A 20,274-nucleotide genomic window follows, 5' to 3' on the forward strand; every position below is an offset into this window, starting at 1 on the left:
GGGGGTGGTGGTCGGGTGACGGGTGGGCGGACCCTCGGGGCGGTCGTAGGCTGGCTGCCATGTCGACCTTCGCCAAGCGTGAACGACTTCTCCTGGCCGACCTCTTGGAGGCCGTGGGCCCGGACGCCCCGACCCTCTGCGAGGGCTGGCGGACCCGTGACCTCGCCGCGCACGTGGTGGTGCGCGAGCGCCGCCCCGATGCCGCCGGCGGGATACTGATCAAGCAACTCGCGCCACGCCTGGAGAAGGTGATGGACGAGTTCACCGCGAAGCCGTACGAGGAGCTGATCCAGCTGATCCGGACCGGCCCGCCACGGTTCTCGCCCTTCCAGCTCAAGCAGATCGACGAGGCGTCGAACACCATCGAGTTCTACGTCCACACCGAGGACGTCCGCCGCGCCCAGCCCGACTGGACGCCCCGCGAACTCGACAAGGTCTTCCAGGACGCCCTGTGGTCCCGTCTGGAGCGCACCGCCCGCCTCATGGGCCGTGGCGTTCCGACGGGCCTGGTGCTGCGCCGCCCGGACGGCCAGACGGCGGTCGCCCACCGTGGGACGCCGGTGGTGACGGTGACCGGCGAGCCGTCGGAGCTGCTGCTGTTCTCCTACGGTCGGCAGAGCGCGGCCACGGTCGAACTGGACGGCGACAAGGACGCGATCGCCAAGCTGCACGATACGAAGCAGCTCGGGATCTGAACCGCCCCCGGAACCGGACGTCCTCGGCTTCGAGAATCGTCTTCTCCGTCGACGACGTCGAGGCCGAGTACGAGCGACTGCGGAAGCTGGGGGTCCACTTCGCCCAGGGCCCGCAGGAGCAGGGGCCGATGATCACGGCCGTACTGGACGACACGGTCGGCAACCTGGTGCAGCCGGCGCAGCCGAAGGACTGAGCGGGGTCAGCGGGGCAGTTCGGCCTGGCGCAGGTCCCTGACGCCCAGGGCGACGATCCCGCCGAGCCCGCAGACCGCGGCGCTGACGACGAAGACCGGGCCGGTGCCCCAGGCGCCGATGGCTGCGGCGGACAGCGGCATGCTGAGCGGGGTGAGGCCGAGGCTGACCAGGCTGGAGACGGCGGTGGCGCGGCCCAGGTAAGCGGGGTCGGCGTGGGTCTGCAGCAGAGCGCCGCACAGCGCGCCGCTGAGCCCGGCGAGCAGCCCGATGAACAGGGCCACCACGACGGCCGTGACGACGGTCGGGGCGTATGCGAGCGCGCCGATCGCGACGGAGCCCGCGAGGATCGTGTACGCCGCGACCTGCCCGGCGTGCGGCAACCGCCCCCGCACGGTGAGCAGCAGGGAAGCGGCGCCCGCGCCGGTCCCGAACCCGGCGAGCACCCAGCCCATCCCGGCGGCGCCCCAGCCGCGCTCGTCGGCGAGCAGGACCAGGCCCACGTTGAGCGGACCGACGAAGCCGAGATCGCCGAGAGCGATGACGGCCATCAGCGGGGCGAGAACCCGGTGCCGGCGGATGTAGCGCAGCCCGGCCACCAGATCGCGCCACGCGGTGTCGCCGCCGGTCCCGGTCTTCTCGTCAGGGGTCAGGTCCCGCATCCGTACGGAGACCAACAGCGGCACCGACACCGCGATCAGCAGCCCGGCCAGCCCGAACGCGGCCGCGGCACCGCCGACCGCCACTCCGAGTCCACCGAGCGGGCCGCCGACGACGCTCGCGAACCGGATTGCGAGGCCCCGCATGCCCTGCACGCGCGCGAGCTGACCGCGGCTCGTCACGCGCGCGGGAAGGGCACCTATGGCGGGCCTGAACACGGCATCCACGGTCCCGAAGATCACGGCGAGCACGGTCAGCGGCCACAGCCCCGGGGCGGTGACGAGGAGCAGTCCGGCCACGGCGAGCACGGCCGCGCAGCGCACGACGTCGCTGCCGATGACCACCCTGCGCGGTCCGAACCGGTCGGCGATCACTCCCCCGCCCAGCTCCCCCACTCTCGGCTTCGCTCGAGCGGGCGGTACCCCCATCGCAGGGCCCGCGGCACGGCGCTCGCGGTCATCACCAGGCCCGCCTCCGCGGGCGTGCCGGCCCGGACCGCCGCCCAGGACAGAGCGATGTAGTAGACGCTGTCGCCGACCATCGAGGCGGTGTAGGCGGCGAGCCAGCGCAGCACGTTGCCGTCGCGGTGGGCCGGTCTGTCGGTGACGTCGGCCGGGGCTGTGAGGGCGGCGGTCACGAGGGTCCTCTCAGACGCGGAACGGGAAGCCGTACACGTGCAGCGCGACGCTCTCGCGCCCTTCGGTGTCGCCGGAGGCTTCGGCGGACCGGCCCTTTTCCTCGTACTTCCTGGCCAGGGCGAGCAACTCCTCACCCAGCTCGGCCAGTTCGACGGCGGTCAGCCGTAGGAGGGACTCGTTGTCAGGTGCGGCGGAGTTCCACTCGGGGCCCCAGGTGGGGCGCTCGTCGAGGTAGCGGCGGTACATGTCGGCGCGCTGCTCATGGAACAGCCGCGTGGCCGCCAGGTGCGAGGCCGCCTTCTCGGGCGCGTCCCGGAAGTCCTTGTCGCGGACGCTGAGCCCCTCCGACGAGGGCTGCCACCACCGCTCCCGCCCGTCCCCGCTCTGCGGCTCCGCCTCCTCGATGAGCCCGTGCTGGGCCAGCTTCCGCAGGTGGTAGCTGACCAGCGACACGGCTTCGTCGACCTGGTCGGCCAGCTGCGAGGCGGTGGCGACCCGGGCCACGGTCAGCCCTCGGTACAGCTGCATCCGCAGTGGGTGGGCGAGCGCCTTGAGCGTGCCCAGGTCGGTGATCGGACGGTTCCTCTCCTTGCCTGTCATGCCCTCACGCTAGACACGAAAGAAAACTTGCGCAATATATTTTGCGCAACTTATCCTTCGTATGGGGCCGAAAGAAAACCCCGGCCCTCCAAGGGACCGGGGTTCAGCCGAGCGCAGCGTCACCGCACCGGGTGCCCCGCCCCCCGCAACGTCTCCTTCACCTGCCCGATCCGCAGATCCCCGAAGTGGAACACCGACGCCGCCAGCACCGCGTCCGCGCCCGCCGCAACGGCCGACGGGAAGTCGGACAGCTTGCCCGCGCCGCCCGAGGCGATCACCGGAACCGTCACGTGCTTGCGGACGGCCGCGATCATCTCCAGGTCGTAGCCGTCCTTCGTGCCGTCCGCGTCCATGGAGTTGAGCAGGATCTCTCCCGCGCCCAGCTCGGCGGCCCGGTGCGCCCACTCGACGGCGTCGATGCCGGTGCCCTTGCGGCCGCCGTGGGTGGTCACCTCGAACGAACCGGACGGAGTCCGTCGCGCGTCCACCGACAGCACCAACACCTGCCGGCCGAACCGCTCCGCGATCTCCCGGATGAGGTCCGGGCGGGCGATGGCCGCGGTGTTCACGCCGACCTTGTCCGCGCCCGCCCGCAGCAGCCTGTCCACGTCCTCGGCCGTACGCACGCCGCCGCCGACCGTCAGCGGGATGAACACCTGCTCGGCCGTGCGGCGCACCACGTCGTACGTCGTCTCGCGGTTGCCCGACGAGGCGGTGATGTCCAGGAAGGTCAGCTCGTCGGCGCCCTCGGCGTCGTACACCTTGGCCATCTCGACGGGGTCGCCCGCGTCCCGCAGGTTCTGGAAGTTGACACCCTTGACGACCCGGCCGTTGTCCACGTCCAGGCAGGGGATGACTCGGACCGCCAGGGTCATGAATCGGCTCCTCTAATGTGCTCTGAATGCTTCTATTTCCACTTCGACCAGGATGCGCGAGTCGACGAAGCCCTCCACGATCAGCAGGGTCGAAACCGGCCGGACCGCGTCGAAGAGCTCCTTGTGGACCTGGCCCACGGCGTCCACGTCACGCGCGTGGGTCAGGTACATCCTCGTACGGACCACGGACTCGACACCGAGCCCGAACTCGCCGAGCGCCTCGACCGCGCTGGTGAAGGCCACCCTGGCCTGTTCGTACGGGTCGCCCTCCCCGTACAGCACGTCGCCCTTGAAGGCCGTCGTGCCCCCCACCAGGACGCGGTCGCCCGCCGCGACGGCGCGTGCGAAGCCGAAGGACTCTTCCCAGGGACTTCCGCTCTGCACGCGCCGCACGGCTTTGGACGTCATGACACTGTGTCCATTTTCAAGATGTAGCCTCCAGTGCTTCCTCCAGCGTGAACGCCTTCGCGTACAGGGCCTTCCCGACGATGGCCCCCTCGACACCGAGGGGCACCAGGCCGGAGATCGCCCTGAGGTCGTCCAGCGACGACACGCCGCCGGAGGCCACGACCGGACGGTCCGTCGCCGCGCAGACGTTCTTCAGAAGCTCCAGGTTCGGACCCTGCAGCGTGCCGTCCTTGGCGATGTCCGTCACCACGTACCGCGCGCAGCCCTCCTTGTTGAGGCGCTCCAGCGTCTCGTAGAGGTCGCCGCCGTCGCGGGTCCAGCCGCGGCCGCGCAGGGTCGTGCCGCGTACGTCGAGACCGACCGCGATCTTGTCGCCGTGCTCGGCGATGATCTTGGCGACCCATTCCGGGCTCTCCAGGGCGGCCGTACCGAGATTCACGCGCGTGCAGCCGGTGGCCAGGGCCGCCGCCAGCGAGGCGTCGTCGCGGATGCCGCCGGACAGCTCCACCTTGATGTCCATCGCCTTGGTCACCTCGGCGATCAGCGCCCGGTTGTCGCCCGTCCCGAACGCCGCGTCCAGGTCGACCAGGTGCAGCCACTCGGCACCCGCCCGCTGCCAGGCGAGGGCGGCCTCCAGCGGAGAGCCGTACGACGTCTCGGTCCCGGACTCGCCGTGCACGAGGCGGACGGCCTGGCCGTCACGGACATCGACGGCGGGGAGGAGTTCGAGCTTGCTCACAGTGTTCCGATCCAGTTGGTGAGGAGCTGGGCTCCGGCGTCGCCGGACTTCTCGGGGTGGAACTGCGTGGCCCACAGGGCGCCGTTCTCGACGGCGGCCACGAAGGGCTTGCCGTGCGTGGACCAGGTGACCAGCGGGGCGGACATCGCCGGGTTCGCGGTCTGCAGCGTCCAGTCGTGGACGGCGTAGGAGTGCACGAAGTAGAAGCGCGCGGCCGCGTCCAGGCCGGCGAACAGCTCGGAGCCGGCCGGGGCCTCGACGGTGTTCCAGCCCATGTGGGGCACGATGTCGGCCTGCAGCGGCTCGACCGAGCCGGGCCACTCGGCGAGACCCTCGCTCTCCACGCCGTGCTCGATGCCGCGCGCGAACAGGATCTGCATGCCGACGCAGATGCCCATGACCGGGCGGCCGCCCGCCAGCCGGCGGTCGACGATCCAGTCCCCGCGCGCTTCCTTCAGGCCCTTCATACAGGCGGCGAAGGCGCCGACGCCCGGCACCAGCAGGCCGTCCGCGTTCATGGCCGTGTCGAAGTCGCGGGTGATCTCCACGTCGGCTCCCGCGCGCGCGAGGGCACGCTCGGCGGAACGGACGTTGCCGAAGCCGTAGTCGAAGACCACGACACGCCGCTGCCTTTTGACTGAGCCGCTCAATTCCACACCTCCAGCCTCAGGATGCCCGCGACCAGACACATCGCCGCGCCGATCGAGAGCAGCACGATCAGGCTCCGGGGCATCTGCTGTTTGACGAAGGAGTAGACGCCGCCGAGGAAGAAGAGCCCGACGACGATCAGGACGGTGGCCGTGCCGTTCACAGCGCGCCCTTCGTCGACGGGAGGATGCCGGCCGCGCGCGGGTCGCGCTCGGACGCGTACCGCAGCGCCCGCGCCAGCGCCTTGAACTGGCACTCCACGATGTGGTGCGCGTTGCGCCCGTACGGCACGTGCACGTGCAGCGCGATCTGCGCCTGGGCCACGAAGGACTCCAGGATGTGCCGGGTCATCGTGGTGTCGTACTCGCCGATCATCGGCGCCATCTTCTCGGGCTCGGTGTGCACGAGGTAGGGGCGGCCGGACAGGTCGACCGTCACCTGGGCGAGGGACTCGTCCAGCGGGACCGTGCAGTTGCCGAATCGATAAATCCCCACCTTGTCGCCGAGCGCCTGCTTGAAGGCGGCGCCGAGCGCGAGGGCGGTGTCCTCGATGGTGTGGTGGGAGTCGATGTGCAGGTCGCCCTCGGTCTTCACGGTCAGGTCGAACAGACCGTGCCGGCCGAGCTGGTCGAGCATGTGGTCGTAGAAACCGACGCCCGTCGACACATCCACCTTCCCGGACCCGTCGAGATCGATCTCGACGAGGACCGAGGTCTCCTTCGTCACCCGCTCCACGCGGCCTACGCGGCTCATGCGCTCTCCTTCTTCAACTCACGGACCGCGTCGAGGAACGCGTCGTTCTCTTCGGGGGTTCCGGCGGTGACCCGCAGCCAGCCGGGCACACCGTTGTCCCGGACCAGGACGCCCCGGTCGAGGATCTTCCGCCACATCGCCTGGGCGTCGTCGAACCGTCCGAACTGCACGAAGTTGGCGTCAGACGCGGTCACCTCGTAGCCGATCGCCAGCAGTTCGGTGACCAGCCGGTCCCGCTCGGCCTTCAGCTGCTCGACGTACCCCAGCAGCGTGTCGGTGTGCTCCAGGGCGGCCAGCGCGGTTGCCTGCGTGATCGCCGAGAGGTGGTACGGCAGCCGTACGAGCTGCACGGCGTCCACGACCGCCGGGTGCGCGGCGAGATAGCCCAGGCGCAGGCCCGCCGCGCCGAAGGCCTTGGACATCGTCCGCGAGACGACGAGGTTCGGCCGGCCCTCGATGAGCGGCAGCAGCGAGTCGCCGTGGCTGAACTCGATGTACGCCTCGTCCACGATCACCATGGACGGCTTGGCGGCCTGCGCGGCCTCGTACAGCGCGAGGACCGTCTCCGGCGGGACAGCGGTGCCCGTGGGATTGTTGGGGGTGGTGATGAACACGACGTCCGGCCGGTTCTCGGCGATGGCCTTCTCGGCGGCGGCGAGGTCGATCGTGAAGTCCTCGTTGCGCGGACCCGAGATCCAGCCGGTTCCGGTGCCGCGCGCGATCAGCCCGTGCATCGAGTACGACGGCTCGAAGCCGATCGCCGTACGGCCCGGTCCGCCGAAGGTCTGCAGCAGTTGCTGGATGACCTCGTTGGAGCCGTTGGCCGCCCAGACGTTCGACAGACCGACCGGGTGGCCGGAGGTGCCGGTCAGGTACTTGGCGAGCTGGGTGCGCAGTTCCACGGCGTCCCGGTCCGGGTAGCGGTTGAGGTTCCGCGCCGCATCGCGCACCCGCTCGGCGATCCGCTCGACCAGCGGCTCGGGCAGCGGGTAGGGATTTTCGTTGGTGTTCAGCCGTACGGGGACGTCCAACTGGGGCGCGCCATAGGGGGACTTGCCGCGCAGCTCGTCCCGTACGGGGAGATCGTCGATTCCGAGGCTCACTTGCTCGTCGGTACCTTCCACCCGAACCTTGCCTTGATCGCCGCGCCGTGCGCGGGCAGGTCCTCCGCCTCCGCCAGGGTCACCACGTGGTGCGCGACCTCGGCCAGCGCGTCCCGCGTGTAGTCCACGATGTGGATTCCGCGCAGGAAGGACTGGACGGACAGGCCGGAGGAGTGGCAGGCGCAGCCGCCGGTGGGCAGGACGTGGTTGGAGCCGGCGGCGTAGTCGCCCAGCGACACGGGCGCCCAAGGGCCGACGAAGATCGCGCCGGCGTTGCGTACGCGGTCGGCGACTTCCTGAGCCCGAGCCGTCTGGATCTCCAGGTGCTCGGCGCCGTACGCGTCGACCACCCGCAGACCCTCGTCGATCCCGTCGACCAGCACGATCGCGGACTGCCGGCCGGCCAGGGCCGGGCGGATCCGGTCCTCGATGTGCTTGGTGGCCGCCACCTGCGGCTCCAGCTCCTTCTCGACCGCGTCGGCGAGCGCGACGGAGTCGGTGACGAGCACGGCGGCCGCCAGCGGGTCGTGCTCGGCCTGGCTGATCAGGTCGGAGGCGACGTGCACCGGGTCGGCCGTGTCGTCCGCGAGGATCGCGATCTCGGTCGGACCGGCCTCGGCGTCGATGCCGATCCTGCCGGTGAAGTAGCGCTTGGCGGCGGCGACCCAGATGTTGCCGGGGCCGGTGACCATGTTGGCGGGCGGGCAGGACTCGGTGCCGTACGCGAACATCGCGACGGCCGTGGCGCCGCCGGCCGCGTAGACCTCGTCGACGCCGAGGAGCGCGCACGCGGCGAGGATCGTCGGGTGCGGCAGGCCACCGAACTCGGCCTGGGCCGGGGAGGCGAGGGCGATCGACTCGACGCCGGCCTCCTGCGCGGGCACGACGTTCATGACCACGGAGGACGGGTACACCGACCGGCCGCCGGGCGCGTACAGCCCGACCCGCTCGACCGGCACCCACTTCTCGGTGACCGAGCCGCCGGGCACGACCTGGGTGGTGTGGGTGGAGCGGCGCTGCTCGCGGTGGACGAGCCGGGTGCGGCGGATGGACTCCTCCAGGGCCGCGCGCACGGCCGGGTCGAGCTCCTCCAGCGCGCGCGTGAGCGCCGCGGCCGACACCCGCACCTGATCGAGCCTGACGCCGTCGAACTTCTCGGCGAAGTCGATCAGCGCCGCGTCGCCCCGATGATGCACGGCCTCGCAGATCGGACGCACCTTCTCCAGGGCGGCCGATACGTCGAAGTCGGCTCGGGGCAGCAGGTCGCGCAGGGCGGGGCCCTCGGGAAGGGCGTCGCCGCGCAGATCGATTCGCGAGATCACAGGGCCAATTCTCGCAGACCCTCGTCGGAGCCTGTCCGCGCATTCCAGTGGCTGATACGGATTCCCGCAGGAACCCGGAAGATCGCCTTCACGTCTAGCGTTCGGGGCGTCACTCAGCGGGCATGAACAGTTGTACGAAACCACGAAACAGCGAAACCACGAACAGCTGATGGGGAGGAAGGAACAGTCGTGACCGAGGGGGCCGGCATCCGGGACGGGGACCTGCCGGACGATCTGACCGCCGCCGAGGCCGGCATGTGGCAGGCCTTCCGCAACGGCAGCGTGTACGACCTGAGCAGCGGCGACACCGTGGTCGACGATCCGCACGGCGGGCACCCCTGGGGGTCCGAGCGGACCGTGCGGGCCCGCATCGTGTGCTGGCTGCTGCTGGATGGACCGCCCGCGCTCGCGGGCCGGGTGTCGTCCCTGAAGCTCACCGGGGTGCAGATCAGCGGCACCCTGGACCTGGCGGGCGGCACGGTGGTGCCGTACGTCGAACTTCGTGGCTGCCGCTTCGAGCGGGACGTCCTGCTGCCGGAGGCCCACTTCACGACGGTACGGATGGTGGACTGCTCGGTGCCGCGCCTGGAGGCCGCCAGGGTCCACACCGAGGGCGATCTGCATCTGCCGCGCTGCCGTTTCCACAACGGCATCCGGCTCACCGACGCGCAGATCGGGACGGATCTGATGCTCAACCAGGCGATCGTGTACCGCGACCGCAGCGGCCGCTCGATCGCCGGGGACGGCATGACCGTCGGCCAGGACCTCCAGGCGGAGATGCTGGAGTCGCACGGCGAGCTGAGGCTGCGCAGCGCCAAGATCGGCGTGTCGCTGAGCCTGCGCGGCGCCCGGCTGGTCAACCCGTACACACGGTTCGCCCTGAACGCCCCGCAGTTGACGGTGGAGCGCTCGCTGTATCTGACCCCGGCGGGCGTGGGCAATCCGCTGCTGAGCGGGACGACGCCCGCGCGCGGGACGCGTATCCAGCGGTTCCAGTGCGAGGGCGGGGTGCGCCTGGACGACGGGCGGTTCGGGGACGCGGTCGACCTGGAGCGGGCCCGGTTCACCTTCACCGACGAGCAGGAGCTGTCCCTGCGCCGCATTCAGACGCCCGAGCTGCGCTTCCTCGGGGAGCGGCCGGCGCGCGGGGGTGTGGTGCTGTCCGGGGCGCGGGTCGTCAACCTGATGGACCGGGCGGACGCCTGGCCGGGCCCGGGCCGACTGCACATGGGCGGCTTCAGCTACGAGAACCTGGTGCCGCGCGGCCCGTTCCCGCTGAACGAGCGGCTGGAGTGGGTGGCGGCGGCGACCGCCGAGTACAACCCGGAGCCGTACGAGCGGCTGGCCACCGTGCTGCGGGCGGGCGGCGAGGACGAGGACGCGCGCGAGGTGCTGCTCGCCAAGCAGCGCCGGCGCCGCGAGAGCCTGCCGATCGCCGCGAAGCTGTGGGGGTACGCGCAGGACTGGACGGTCGCCTACGGGTACCGGCCGGGCCGGGCCGCCGTATGGATGGCGGTGCTGTGGGCGGCGAGTTCGGTGGCCTTCGCCCGCGCCAGCCATCCGCCGCTCAAGCGGGGCGAGCATCCGGACTGGAACCCCGCCCTGTTCGCCCTCGACCTGCTGCTTCCGGTCATCGACCTGGGCCAGGTCGGGTTCTGGCAGCTGAGCGGCGGCTGGCAGTGGCTGGCCGCCGCGATGATCCTGCTCGGCTGGGTCCTGGCGACGACGGTGGCGGCGGGGGCGACGCGGCTGCTGCGCAGGAGCTGAGCCGTCCTCAAGGCGTACAACCATTGCGGGTCATGAGCCGTCTTCTTACCGCAACCATCAATTGCGCAACCACGATGGCGAGCAACCCGGTCCGCGAGAGCGGCGCCGGTTTAGGCGCAAAGGACAGCCATGGCTCTGCTGCCCCCGTTCATCCGTACCTCCCGGATGCACCGGCCTTCCGCGTGGCCCGTGCGCGGACTGTCCCGAAGGGACGCGTCGGCCACGGCGCCACCCGCCGACGACGAGGTACTCCTCGACGCTCCCGACGATCGGCTGGCACCGGTACTGGTCGCGGCCGCGCGGGGCGAGTACACGCCGGCGGCCGAGCTGCTCGCCGCCACCCGCGCCGATGCCGACTGGGAGAACCGCGATCGCTACGCGCGAAGACTCGCGGCCTTCGCCCGCGCGCGTGGCGAGTGGTACGAGGAGTGGCGTACGGCCGCCCCGCACGACCCGGGCGCGCTGCTGGTCGGCGCCCAGCTCGCGGTGGACCGCTGCTGGGGATCGCCGGCCCGGGCGGAACTGCTGCGCGAGGTGAGCCCTCTGATCACGGCCGCCGCGCACGGCGACCTCAGCGATCCGGTGCCGTGGCGGATCGCGCTGGACCACGCGCGCGGCTCGAACGCCGGGCACAAGTACTTCGAGGAGCTGTGGGAGGCCGCGGTCCGCCGCGCCCCGCACCACTACGGCTGCCATGTGGCGGCCCTGCGGTACCTCGCCGCCTTCTGGCACGGCTCCCACCACGCGTGCTTCGACTTCGCCGACCTGGCCGCGCAGGACGCTCCGGTCGGCTCGCTCGTCCAGGCGTTGCCGGCGCGGGCGGCCTTCTCCTACCTGACTGACGGCTCCGGTCCCGAGGTGCCGCGCGAGCGGCTGGACGCGGCGGCCGACCGGGCGATCGCGCTCTCCGCCCGGTTCCCGGCGGCCGACCCGTGGCCGGCCGAGGTGCGGAACAAGCTGACGTACGTCCTGGTACGGCTGGAGCGCTGGACGGACGCCGGGGAGCAACTGCGCCTGATCGGCCCGTACGCCACCTCCTTCCCCTGGGGCCGGTTCTCGGACGATCCGCTCGGCCGGTTCCTGGAGATCCGCGACGAGATCCGCGAGGAGATCCGGCGGAAGACGGCGTCGGGGCATCCAGGGAGTGAGCACGGCGGACGTGCCCGCTCCGGCGACCATTAGGCTCTTGCGTCGTGACCACCGTCCGCCTGCCGCTCTTTCCGCTGAACTCGGTGCTGTTCCCGGGGCTCGTGCTGCCGCTGAACGTCTTCGAGGAGCGTTATCGCGCCATGATGCGCGAGCTGATGAAGACTCCCGAGGAAGAACCACGCCGTTTCGCGGTCGTGGCGATCCGCGACGGCCACGAGGTGGCCACGAGCGCCTCCGGCCTGCCGGACCAGACGGCCGTGCCCGAGCGCGGGCCGGCGGCCGGTTTCGGCGAGGACCCGATCAAGTCGTTCCACGGCACCGGCTGCGTGGCGGACGCCGCGACGGTACGGGAGCGGGCCGACGGCACCTTCGAGGTGCTGGCGACGGGGACGACGAGGGCGCGCCTGCTGTCGGTCGACGCGTCGGGCCCGTTTCTGACGGCGGAGCTGGAGGAACTGCCGGAGGAGCCGGGCGACGAGGCCGGGGCGCTGGCGGAAGGGGTCCTGCGAGCCTTCCGCCAATACCAGAAGCGCCTGGCGGGCGCACGCGAGCGCTCCCTCTCCACCGGCGCGGACCTGCCCGACGAACCCTCCGTGGTCTCGTACCTCGTCGCCGCCGCGATGATGCTGGACACCCCGACCAAGCAGCGTCTGCTCCAGGCCCCGGACACCGCGTCCCGGCTGCGCGACGAGCTGAAACTCCTTCGCTCGGAGACGGCGATCATCCGTAGTCTGCCGTCGTTGCCGTCGTCGGACCTGACGCGCGGCCCGACGAGTCTCAACTGACGTACGACCACTGGGGAACGGGCGGGAACAGGCCTCCATGGCGAAGAAGGCGAAACAGAAGCAACAACAGTCGGGCGGCACGCCGGCGACGGTGGCACTGATGGCCGCGGGGGTGTCGTACACGGTCCACTCCTACGACCACGACCCCTCCCATCCCTCCTACGGCGAGGAGGCGGCCGAGGCGATGGGCGTCTCGCCGGAGCGGGTGTTCAAGACGCTGGTCGCGGACGTCGACGGCGCCCTGACGGTGGCGATCGTCCCCGTCGCGGGCCAGCTGGACCTCAAGGCGCTGGCGGCGGCGGTCGGCGGCAAGCGCGCCGCGATGGCCGACCCGGCGCTCGCCGAACGCACCACGGGCTACGTCCGCGGCGGCATCTCCCCGCTCGGCCAGCGCAAGAAGCTCCCCACGGTCCTGGACGCCTCGGCCTCCACCCACCCCACGATCTGCGTCTCGGCGGGCCGCCGCGGCCTGGAGGTCGAACTCGCCCCCGAGGCCCTGACGAAGCTGACGGAAGCGGTGGTGGCCCCGATCGGCCGTGCGTAACCCCTCGTGCCGGCATAAGGAGCACTTCCAAGCGCCGAGACAATTCCAGCCCGTCCGGCGTTTGAGGACGAGGCCCGTTCAGGGCCGACAGAGGGCCTGGGGGCGCAGCCCCCAGGATGGGACGGGTAGGGGCGGCGGGGGCGAGAGAAACTCCGCCCGCACCCACGACGCACCGACAGCCCTACGACGCCGGCGGCACCCCATACGGCCCCTGCGGATACGGCTCCGGATCCCGAGGCCCGAACAACGCCGTCAACCCCAGATGAACGACCAGCGCGGCCAGGGACCACACCAGCAACGCCCCCTTCGCCCCCAACTTCAACGGCGCCGAGAACGTAACCCCCTTGCCCACATCCTTCGCATGCGCGACCACATCCTGCGCCGGCCCGAGCCACACCCCCAGCCGCCACGCCAGCAACGACCCCAGCAGCCCCCCGACGGTCAGCGCCACCACCAGCGGCACTCCCCCACGCCGCCGCAAGAAGAACACGACGAACGCGCTCACGACCCCGAAGGCCGAGGCCAGCAGAGTGAACGTTCCGTCGACCCCGACCGCCTGCTCCCCCTCGGTGTCCTTGAGATAGACGACCCAGTCCTTGTCCACCACGTCACCGACCAGCGGCACATGCGGCGCCAGCCACCACCACAGCACCCCGAGCAGCACCCCACCGAGCGCCACCGCCACCGTGATCACGGCGGCCTCCCGCACTTCGGTCTTCATCCCGGGCCCATCCTGTCCGTACGAAGCGTGCGCGCCGTACGCGTCCGCATCCGGCGCGGAAGCCACGTACCCGGGAGGCGCAGCCTGCCACGCGTTGTGCGGGGACTGTTCATGCGGCGGCGGTGGAGGAGTCAACGGTGCGGTCACTCTGACATCGTGCCAGGCCCGCCTGTGCGCCGCGTCACCGGACGGCCGCCCGACGGTACGCCCAGGTGGCGACGGCCAGCGACACCACGCCGACCGCCCCGCACACGGCGAGATCGCCGAGCACGAAGGCCCAGTCGGGGTCCGGCCCGAAGGTCCGCGCGAAGGCCTCCACGCCGTACGTCGACGGCAGCAGATCGCGTGCGAAGCGCACCGCCTCCGGCATCCGGTCCGCCGGCAGCACCCCCAGCAGCAGCGCCGCGGACATGCCCAGCTGACCGAGCAGCGTGGCCAGTTCGGGACGCGGCGCGAGCAGCCCCAGCGCGGCGCCCAGCCCGGCGAGCGCGGCGCCGGCGAGCGGGATCACCGCGGCGAGCACCCACAGGTGCGCCAGCGGCAGCCCGAACAGCACGCTTCCGAAGACGGCCGTCACGACGGTCCCCGGCACGGTGAACGACGCGTACGCGCCCGCCGCCCCCAGCACCATCGCCGCCGGCGGCACCGGCAGCGTCGCGTAGTGGTCGAGCCCGCCGCTGGCCCGCAGCTGGCCGAAGTACTGGGCGAGCAGGTTCAGCGCGACGAAGGCCACCACCAGCACCGACGAACCGGCGACCACCGCCTGCGCCTCCGCCCCGTCGTCCACGACCCCACGCATGAGGATCATGATCCCGATCGACTGGAACGTGGCGACGAACAGCAGCGGGATGCGCGCGACCCGCGCCCGGGACAGCTGCGCCCGGTACACGGCCACCAGCGCCGGCCACAGCCGCGCGCGGGGGCCGAGCTCGGCCGCCTCCCGGACCGTCTCTTCCACGGCCAGGGCGCTGCCCGGCAGAACCTCTGCGGGTACGACACTCACGTCGCGCGGCTCCCCTCTCTGGGTTTCACTCCGGCAGTCGCCCTGTTCCGTACGGATGCGGCGGTCCGCGTACTCAAGGCCACGGTCCGTGTGCTGAACATGCTCAAGCCTTCACCAGCCCCTGCTGTGCGGCACCGCCCAGCGCCAGGTACACGTCCTCCAGGCTCGGCGTGGTCAGCGTGAAGTCGTCCAGCGCCGCGAAGGCGGCCCCGCCGGTGACGGTGGCGACGACCGTGCGGGCCTCGTCCGGGGCGAGCCGCAGCGTCCAGCGGCGCCCGCACTCCACGGCCCTGTCCTGCAGTGCGGCGACCTCGGGGACGTGCAGCGGCGCCGCCTCACGCCACACCAGGTCGACCCGGACCTCCCCGGCGACCTGCTCCTTCAGCCCGACGGGCGTGTCGCAGGCGATCACGCGCCCCCGGTCGAGCACCGCGACCCGGTCGAGGACGGTCTCGGCCTCGATGACGTTGTGGGTGACGAGCAGCACGGTCGTACCGCGCTCGGCCCGGCGCCGGTCCACGGCGGACCACACCGCGCGCCGCGCCACGGGGTCCATGCCGGTGGTCGGCTCGTCGAGGACGAGCAGCGGCCGCTCCCCCACCAGAGCGGTGGCGAAGCAGGCCAGCCGACGCTGCCCGCCGGACAGCTTCTTCAGCGGCCGCGCGGCGATCGGCGTGAGGCCCAGCTCGTCCAGTACGGCGTCCCGCTCGGCCCGCGCCCGACTCGCCTCCAGGCCGCGCAGCCGCCCAGTGGTCTCCGCGGCGAGCGACACGGTCAGTTCGTCGAGGGCGCTGGACTCCTGTCCGAGGTAGGCGAGGATCCGCGCGGCCCGCTCCGGATGGCGCACGATGTCGTGCCCGAGGATCTCGACGCTGCCGCGGTCGGGCCGCATCAGCCCGGTCAGCTGCCGTACGAGGGTGGTCTTGCCGGCGCCGTTCGGCCCGAGCAGACCGAAGATCTCACCCCGGCGGATGTCCAGCCGTACGTCGTCGGTGGCCCTCACCTCGGGCGTTGCCGGCGCGCCACGCCGGCCGCGTACCGCCGGATAGGTCTTGGTCAGTCCGCGCACCGCGCACACGACATCGTCACCGTGCCGAAGTGCCTGTGCCGCGCGCGTACTCACAAGGGACGAGACTACGGGGTCCGCGGCGCCCGCCCGTCCTCGGGTCCGCCCATGACGACAAATCCACCGGTAAGGATCTCACTCACCGGCAGGCGCGTGCTCCGCGGCCGTGCGGACGTCGACCTCCCGCCAGAATCCGGCCCTGATCGCGTACCGGTCGTGCTCGTCGATCTGGTCGTCCTTGTGGGCGAGCAGCCCGAACCGGGCGGCGTACCTGAGCAGCTCTCCGTCGATCCGGTGCGGAATCCGCGGGTACATCCCCGACAGCTTCTGCAGATGGCTCTGATCCCCGAGCCGCCCCATCCAGCGCCGCGCGAAGACCTGCCCCACCTCGTACGGATCGCCGCCGACCGTGGTGATGTCCTCCTCCCGGTCGGCCCACCGCTGCTCGGCCGTGGTCAGCTGCGCCAGCGTCGGCATGGAGGCGGCCTCGGGGGGCTCGCCGGCGACGCCGGGGCGGTCGACCCAGCCCTTGTCGGAGGACCAGCGCAGGGTCGCGGTCTGGGGCGGTGGGGCGGGCTGCACGCCGGGCGCCCGGAGCGCGGCCAGGTCCTTGGGTGTGGGCACGCCCTTGGGCGCGGGCACCCGCTCCTGCGTGCCGTTCTCCGAGGGGGCGGCCGCGGGGGCGTGCTCACTCTCCTCGGCGGGCCGCTCGGCCGTCGAGGAGAGCGCGGACTCGGGCAGCGGCGCGGAGAGGATGGCCGCGATCTCGGGCCGTGGCGCGGGCGGCGGCGCACAGATCCCGCCGAGCTCCTTGGCGCGTACGGCCTTGGTGATCCAGGTACGGTCCAGCACGCGCCGCTCGTCGGCCTCGGCGACCAGGTCCTCGGACTGGTTGTAGTCGCCGTCGGCGGCCTGCACAGCCCACAGGTGTACGGCGACGCCGTGCTCCTTGGCGGCCATCATGCCCGGCAGCAGGTCGCCGTCGCCGGTGACGAGGACGACGTCGGAGCAGGCGCGGTTGCGGGCGAGCTCGGTCAGCTCGGCGTGCATGGCGGCGTCGACGCCCTTCTGGGCCCAGCGTCCGTCGCTGCGGGTCAGCGCGCCGAGCCGGACGGTGACCCGGGGCATGACGCGGAGCCTGCGGTGTTCGGGCTGCGGGACGCGGTCGGGGGCGCCGTCGAACCAGTAGATGCGCAGCAGGGGCCGTTCCGTGTCGGACTCGGCGCGCTCGCGCAGCCCCTGGATGAGGGCGGTGTGGTCGACGGTGATCCGGGATCGCGAGGGCTCCCCGGCAAGGAGACTGGCGGCGGCCCCCAGCAGATACCCGGCGTCCACCAGGACGATGCAGCGGTCCACACGACTCACCCTCTTCCCGGGAGGTTTGCTTCGGGCTTGCTTCGAGTCTGCCCGACCACGCGGGGGTTAACGGCCGGAACTCGATCTTCGGCGTGGCGTTTCGGGGCATCGCGCTCCGACGAACCCTGTCACGGACGGTAATTATCCGACATGCGCGCTTTGCCAGCCTATGTGAATCTGATCCCGGCCCTGGCCCCTAGATCCCCCGCAGGAGGTAGATCACCATGGCCAAGAACAAGAAGCAGGACCGTAAGCAGCCGCAGTCCGAGCGTGGTCAGCAGCAGGCCCAGCAGTCGTCGGTGGAGACGCAGGCCGAGCACCGCCCCACCCAGGTGACGCCTGGTGACATAGCCCGCAAGGGCCGCCAGAAGCGCTTCGGTCACAACTGAATCTGCGTGACGGGCTGTTGCGGCCCGGACACATGAAGAGGGGCGCATCCGATGACGGGTGCGCCCCTCGCGTGCGTCAGTTGCTCGTCCCGGTACTCATCCCGGTACTCGTCCCGGTACTCGTCCCGCCCAGGACGGCCACTGCGCTCAGCCGGCGAGGCAGGACGGGCCCAGTAGCACCTTCAGGTCGCCGAAGAGGGCCGGGTCGGGCTTCACGCGATGCCGGTCCAGGCGCAGCACGGTCGTCTTGCGCGGCCCCTGGAGCTTGATCCGGACCTCGCTCTCGCCCTTGTGGTGGCTGAGGATCTCGCCGAGGCGGCTGACCATCGGCGGGGTGACCCGCGTGGCCGGGATGGTGAGGATCACGGGCGCGTTGGTGCCCGCGTTCGACAGGTCGGGGACCTGGAGTTCCATCGCGACGAGCCGGGGGACGTCCTCGCGCTTGTCGAGGCGGCCCTTGACGAACACCACCGCGTCCTCGACGAGTTGGGTCGACACCAGCTGGTACGTCGCCGGGAAGAACATGCACTCGATGGATCCGGCGAGGTCCTCCACGGTGGCGATGGCCCACGCGTTGCCCTGCTTGGTCATCTTGCGCTGCAGGCCGGAGATGATCCCGCCGATGGTGACGACCGCGCCGTCGGCGTGCTCTCCGCCGGTGAGCTGGGCGATGCCCGCGTCCGCCTTGTCCGACAGCACGTGCTCCAGCCCGAACAGCGGGTGGTCGGAGACGTACAGGCCGAGCATCTCCCGCTCCTGGGCGAGCAGATAGGCCTTGTCCCACTCGTCGGTGGTGAACTCCACGTCCAGGCCGAAGCCCGGCTCGCTGGTCTCCTCCTCGCCCATGCCGCCGAAGAGGTCGAACTGGCCCTCGGCCTCCTTGCGCTTGACCGCGACCACGTTGTCGATCATCGGCTCGAAGTGCGCGGTCAGCCCCTTGCGGGTGTGTCCCATGGAGTCGAAGGCGCCGGCCTTGATCAGCGATTCCGTGGTCCGCTTGTTGCAGACCACCGCCTCGACCTTGTCGAGGTAGTCGGGGAAGGAGGCGTACTTCCCCTTGGCCTTGCGGCTCCTGATGATCGACTCGACCACGTTCGTACCGACGTTGCGCACCGCGGAGAGACCGAAGAGGATCACGTCGTCGCCCTGGGCGGCGAAGTTGGACATCGACTCGTTCACGTTCGGCGGGAGCACCTTGATGCCCATGCGCCGGCACTCGTTGAGGTAGACCGCCGACTTGTCCTTGTCGTCCTTGACCGAGGTGAGCAGCGCGGCCATGTATTCGGCGGGGTAGTTCGCCTTCAGGTACGCCGTCCAGTACGAGACCAGTCCGTACGCGGCCGAGTGGGCCTTGTTGAACGCGTATCCGGCGAAGGGGACCAGCACGTCCCACAAGGCCTGGATCGCCTCGTCGCTGTAGCCGTTCTTCTTGGCGCCCGCCTGGAAGATGGTGAAGTTCTTCGCCAGCTCGTCGGGCTTCTTCTTGCCCATCACGCGGCGAAGGATGTCGGCCTCGCCGAGCGAGTACCCGGCGATGATCTGGGCGGCCTTCTGCACCTGCTCCTGGTAGACGATCAGGCCATAGGTGACGGCCAGGACCTCTTCGAGGGGCTCCTCCAACTCCTTGTGGATCGGCGTGATCTCCTGGCGGCCGTTCTTGCGCTCCGCGTAGTTGATGTGCGAGTTCATGCCCATCGGGCCTGGCCGGTAGAGGGCCGAGACGGCGGAAATGTCCTCGAAGTTGTCGGGCTGCATCTGGCGGAGCAGCGAGCGCATCGGACCGCCGTCGAACTGGAAGACGCCGAGGGTGTCACCGCGGCAGAGCAGTTCGAAGGTCTTGGGGTCGTCCAGCGGGAGGGCGAGCATCTCCAGATCGATGCCCTTGTTGGCCTTCACCATCTTGATGGCGTCGTCCATGATCGTGAGGTTGCGCAGGCCGAGGAAGTCCATCTTCAGCAGGCCCAGCGACTCACACTGGGGGTAATCCCACTGCGTGATGGTCACGCCGTCGGTGTGCCGCACCCAGATGGGGGCGTGGTCGACGATGGGTTCGCTGGACATGATCACGCCCGCCGCGTGCACACCCATCTGCCGGACCAGGCCCTCGACGCCCTTGGCGGTGTCGATGACCTTCTTCACGTCCGGCTCGTTCTCGTACATCGCGCGGATCTCGCCCGCCTCGCTGTAGCGGGGGTGCGAGGGGTTGGTGATGCCGTCGAGGTCGATGCCCTTGCCGAGGACGTCGGCCGGCATCGCCTTGGTGAGGCGGTCGCCCATCGCGTACGGGTAGCCCAGCACGCGCGCGGAGTCCTTGATCGCGTTCTTCGCCTTGATCTTGCCGTATGTGCCGATCATGGCGACCTTGTCGGCGCCGTACTTCTCCGTCACGTACCGGATCACCTCGACGCGCCGGCGCTCGTCGAAGTCGATGTCGACATCGGGCATGGAGACGCGCTCGGGGTTGAGGAACCGCTCGAAGATCAGACCGTGCGGGATCGGGTCGAGGTCGGTGATGCCCATGGCGTACGCGACGATCGAACCGGCCGCGGAGCCTCGGCCGGGGCCGACGGCGATGCCGTTGTTCTTGGCCCACATGATGAAGTCGGCGACGACGAGGAAGTAGCCCGGGAACCCCATCTGGATGATGACGTCCATCTCGTACTCGACCTGCCGCTGGCGGTCCTCGGGGATGCCGTCCGGGAAGCGGCGCTCCATGCCCCGGCGGACCTCCTCCTTGAACCAGGTGACCTCGGTGTAGCCCTCGGGGATGTCGAACTTGGGCATCAGGTCGCGCTTCTCGAACATGCCCGTGGTGTCGATCTGCTCCGCCACCAGCAGCGTGTTGCGGCAGCCCTCCTGCC

At 70.8% G+C, this 20,274-nt stretch carries 20 protein-coding genes and 2 pseudogenes; 7 read left to right on the plus strand and 15 right to left on the minus strand.

The window, feature by feature from the left end:
* Positions 1-59 precede the first annotated feature (59 nt).
* Positions 60-695: a TIGR03085 family metal-binding protein gene (locus CLM62_RS13805; RefSeq protein WP_095750152.1), complete on the plus strand. Its 636-nt coding sequence runs from the start codon at positions 60-62 to the stop codon at positions 693-695.
* 35 nt (positions 696-730) lie between these two features.
* Positions 731-889: pseudogene (locus CLM62_RS51465) on the plus strand (VOC family protein); the annotation flags it as partial.
* Between the two features lie 6 nt (positions 890-895).
* Here CLM62_RS51465 and CLM62_RS13815 read toward each other — a convergent pair.
* From CLM62_RS13815 to hisD, 10 genes and pseudogenes are all read right to left on the minus strand, one after another.
* Positions 896-2,184, minus strand: a pseudogene (locus CLM62_RS13815) (MFS transporter).
* A 10-nt stretch (positions 2,185-2,194) separates the two neighbouring features.
* Positions 2,195-2,785 carry a transcriptional regulator gene (locus CLM62_RS13820; RefSeq protein ID WP_095750153.1) on the minus strand — a complete coding sequence of 197 codons (591 nt, stop codon included), beginning with the start codon at positions 2,783-2,785 and terminating at the stop codon, positions 2,195-2,197.
* A 119-nt stretch (positions 2,786-2,904) separates the two neighbouring features.
* Complete coding sequence (hisF, locus tag CLM62_RS13825; protein WP_095750154.1) at positions 2,905-3,660, minus strand: imidazole glycerol phosphate synthase subunit HisF; 756 nt, start codon at positions 3,658-3,660, stop codon at positions 2,905-2,907.
* A gap of 12 nt (positions 3,661-3,672) precedes the next feature.
* Positions 3,673-4,068, minus strand: coding sequence for a RidA family protein (locus CLM62_RS13830; protein WP_095750155.1), 396 nt, complete (start codon positions 4,066-4,068; stop codon positions 3,673-3,675).
* Positions 4,069-4,084: 16 nt separating this feature from the next.
* On the minus strand, positions 4,085-4,807 hold the full coding sequence (gene priA / locus CLM62_RS13835) for a bifunctional 1-(5-phosphoribosyl)-5-((5-phosphoribosylamino)methylideneamino)imidazole-4-carboxamide isomerase/phosphoribosylanthranilate isomerase PriA (protein ID WP_095750156.1): 723 nt from the start codon (positions 4,805-4,807) through the stop codon (positions 4,085-4,087).
* Complete coding sequence (gene hisH, locus CLM62_RS13840; RefSeq protein ID WP_373559138.1) at positions 4,804-5,457, minus strand: imidazole glycerol phosphate synthase subunit HisH; 654 nt, start codon at positions 5,455-5,457, stop codon at positions 4,804-4,806. The genes priA and hisH overlap by 4 nt, the downstream gene beginning before the upstream one ends.
* On the minus strand, positions 5,454-5,618 hold the full coding sequence (locus CLM62_RS50025; RefSeq protein WP_179382086.1) for a hypothetical protein: 165 nt from the start codon (positions 5,616-5,618) through the stop codon (positions 5,454-5,456). Before CLM62_RS50025 ends, hisH begins: the two co-directional genes overlap by 4 nt.
* A complete protein-coding gene (gene hisB / locus CLM62_RS13845; RefSeq protein ID WP_020137489.1) occupies positions 5,615-6,208 on the minus strand; it encodes an imidazoleglycerol-phosphate dehydratase HisB in 594 nt (197 codons plus the stop codon). The genes CLM62_RS50025 and hisB overlap by 4 nt, the downstream gene beginning before the upstream one ends.
* The gene (locus CLM62_RS13850) at positions 6,205-7,311 is read right to left on the minus strand and encodes a histidinol-phosphate transaminase (protein WP_095750158.1); all 1,107 of its coding nucleotides are present in this window, start codon (positions 7,309-7,311) and stop codon (positions 6,205-6,207) included. Before CLM62_RS13850 ends, hisB begins: the two co-directional genes overlap by 4 nt.
* The gene (gene hisD / locus CLM62_RS13855) at positions 7,308-8,633 is read right to left on the minus strand and encodes a histidinol dehydrogenase (protein WP_095750159.1); all 1,326 of its coding nucleotides are present in this window, start codon (positions 8,631-8,633) and stop codon (positions 7,308-7,310) included. The genes CLM62_RS13850 and hisD overlap by 4 nt, the downstream gene beginning before the upstream one ends.
* Before the next feature lie 189 nt (positions 8,634-8,822).
* Here hisD and CLM62_RS13860 point away from each other — a divergent pair, with 189 nt between their 5' ends.
* The 4 genes from CLM62_RS13860 to ybaK all read left to right on the plus strand — a co-directional run bounded on the left by CLM62_RS13860 (position 8,823) and on the right by ybaK (position 12,878).
* Entirely contained in the window at positions 8,823-10,400 is a 1,578-nt protein-coding gene (locus CLM62_RS13860; RefSeq protein WP_095750160.1) for an oxidoreductase, read from the plus strand.
* A gap of 129 nt (positions 10,401-10,529) precedes the next feature.
* Positions 10,530-11,582 (plus strand): hypothetical protein, encoded by a 1,053-nt coding sequence (locus CLM62_RS13865; RefSeq protein ID WP_095750161.1) that lies wholly within the window; start codon positions 10,530-10,532, stop codon positions 11,580-11,582.
* A gap of 11 nt (positions 11,583-11,593) precedes the next feature.
* Positions 11,594-12,334 carry an LON peptidase substrate-binding domain-containing protein gene (locus CLM62_RS13870; protein WP_095750162.1) on the plus strand — a complete coding sequence of 247 codons (741 nt, stop codon included), beginning with the start codon at positions 11,594-11,596 and terminating at the stop codon, positions 12,332-12,334.
* Between the two features lie 37 nt (positions 12,335-12,371).
* Positions 12,372-12,878: a Cys-tRNA(Pro) deacylase gene (gene ybaK / locus CLM62_RS13875; RefSeq protein WP_095750163.1), complete on the plus strand. Its 507-nt coding sequence runs from the start codon at positions 12,372-12,374 to the stop codon at positions 12,876-12,878.
* 181 nt (positions 12,879-13,059) lie between these two features.
* Here the strand turns inward: ybaK and CLM62_RS13880 are convergent, their stop codons facing one another.
* The 4 genes from CLM62_RS13880 to CLM62_RS13895 all read right to left on the minus strand — a co-directional run bounded on the left by CLM62_RS13880 (position 13,060) and on the right by CLM62_RS13895 (position 17,024).
* Entirely contained in the window at positions 13,060-13,746 is a 687-nt protein-coding gene (locus tag CLM62_RS13880; protein WP_095750164.1) for a DUF2567 domain-containing protein, read from the minus strand.
* A gap of 34 nt (positions 13,747-13,780) precedes the next feature.
* Positions 13,781-14,602, minus strand: a complete 822-nt coding sequence (locus CLM62_RS13885; protein WP_179382087.1) for an ABC transporter permease — start codon at positions 14,600-14,602, stop codon at positions 13,781-13,783.
* 103 nt (positions 14,603-14,705) lie between these two features.
* Positions 14,706-15,680 carry an ABC transporter ATP-binding protein gene (locus CLM62_RS13890; protein ID WP_095750166.1) on the minus strand — a complete coding sequence of 325 codons (975 nt, stop codon included), beginning with the start codon at positions 15,678-15,680 and terminating at the stop codon, positions 14,706-14,708.
* 123 nt (positions 15,681-15,803) lie between these two features.
* Positions 15,804-17,024 (minus strand): NYN domain-containing protein, encoded by a 1,221-nt coding sequence (locus CLM62_RS13895; protein ID WP_095750167.1) that lies wholly within the window; start codon positions 17,022-17,024, stop codon positions 15,804-15,806.
* Between the two features lie 224 nt (positions 17,025-17,248).
* Here CLM62_RS13895 and CLM62_RS50030 point away from each other — a divergent pair, with 224 nt between their 5' ends.
* The gene (locus CLM62_RS50030; RefSeq protein ID WP_095750168.1) at positions 17,249-17,413 is read left to right on the plus strand and encodes a hypothetical protein; all 165 of its coding nucleotides are present in this window, start codon (positions 17,249-17,251) and stop codon (positions 17,411-17,413) included.
* A gap of 147 nt (positions 17,414-17,560) precedes the next feature.
* Here CLM62_RS50030 and dnaE read toward each other — a convergent pair.
* Positions 17,561-20,274 (minus strand): DNA polymerase III subunit alpha (dnaE, locus tag CLM62_RS13905; RefSeq protein ID WP_095750174.1); only part of this gene is annotated, 2,714 nt, incomplete at its 5' end.

It is taken from the genome of Streptomyces sp. SA15, assembly GCF_002291145.1.
Lineage (GTDB): Bacteria > Actinomycetota > Actinomycetes > Streptomycetales > Streptomycetaceae > Streptomyces.

Coding starts and splice junctions, on each gene's coding strand:
- hisB (WP_020137489.1), bottom strand. CDS start 6,208: ATGAGCCGCGTAGGCCGCGTGGAGCGGGTGACGAAGGAGACCTCGGTC.
- CLM62_RS50030 (WP_095750168.1), top strand. CDS start 17,249: ATGGCCAAGAACAAGAAGCAGGACCGTAAGCAGCCGCAGTCCGAGCGT.
- hisF (WP_095750154.1), bottom strand. CDS start 3,660: ATGACCCTGGCGGTCCGAGTCATCCCCTGCCTGGACGTGGACAACGGC.
- ybaK (WP_095750163.1), top strand. CDS start 12,372: ATGGCGAAGAAGGCGAAACAGAAGCAACAACAGTCGGGCGGCACGCCG.
- CLM62_RS13820 (WP_095750153.1), bottom strand. CDS start 2,785: ATGACAGGCAAGGAGAGGAACCGTCCGATCACCGACCTGGGCACGCTC.
- CLM62_RS13865 (WP_095750161.1), top strand. CDS start 10,530: ATGGCTCTGCTGCCCCCGTTCATCCGTACCTCCCGGATGCACCGGCCT.
- CLM62_RS13805 (WP_095750152.1), top strand. CDS start 60: ATGTCGACCTTCGCCAAGCGTGAACGACTTCTCCTGGCCGACCTCTTG.
- CLM62_RS13830 (WP_095750155.1), bottom strand. CDS start 4,068: ATGACGTCCAAAGCCGTGCGGCGCGTGCAGAGCGGAAGTCCCTGGGAA.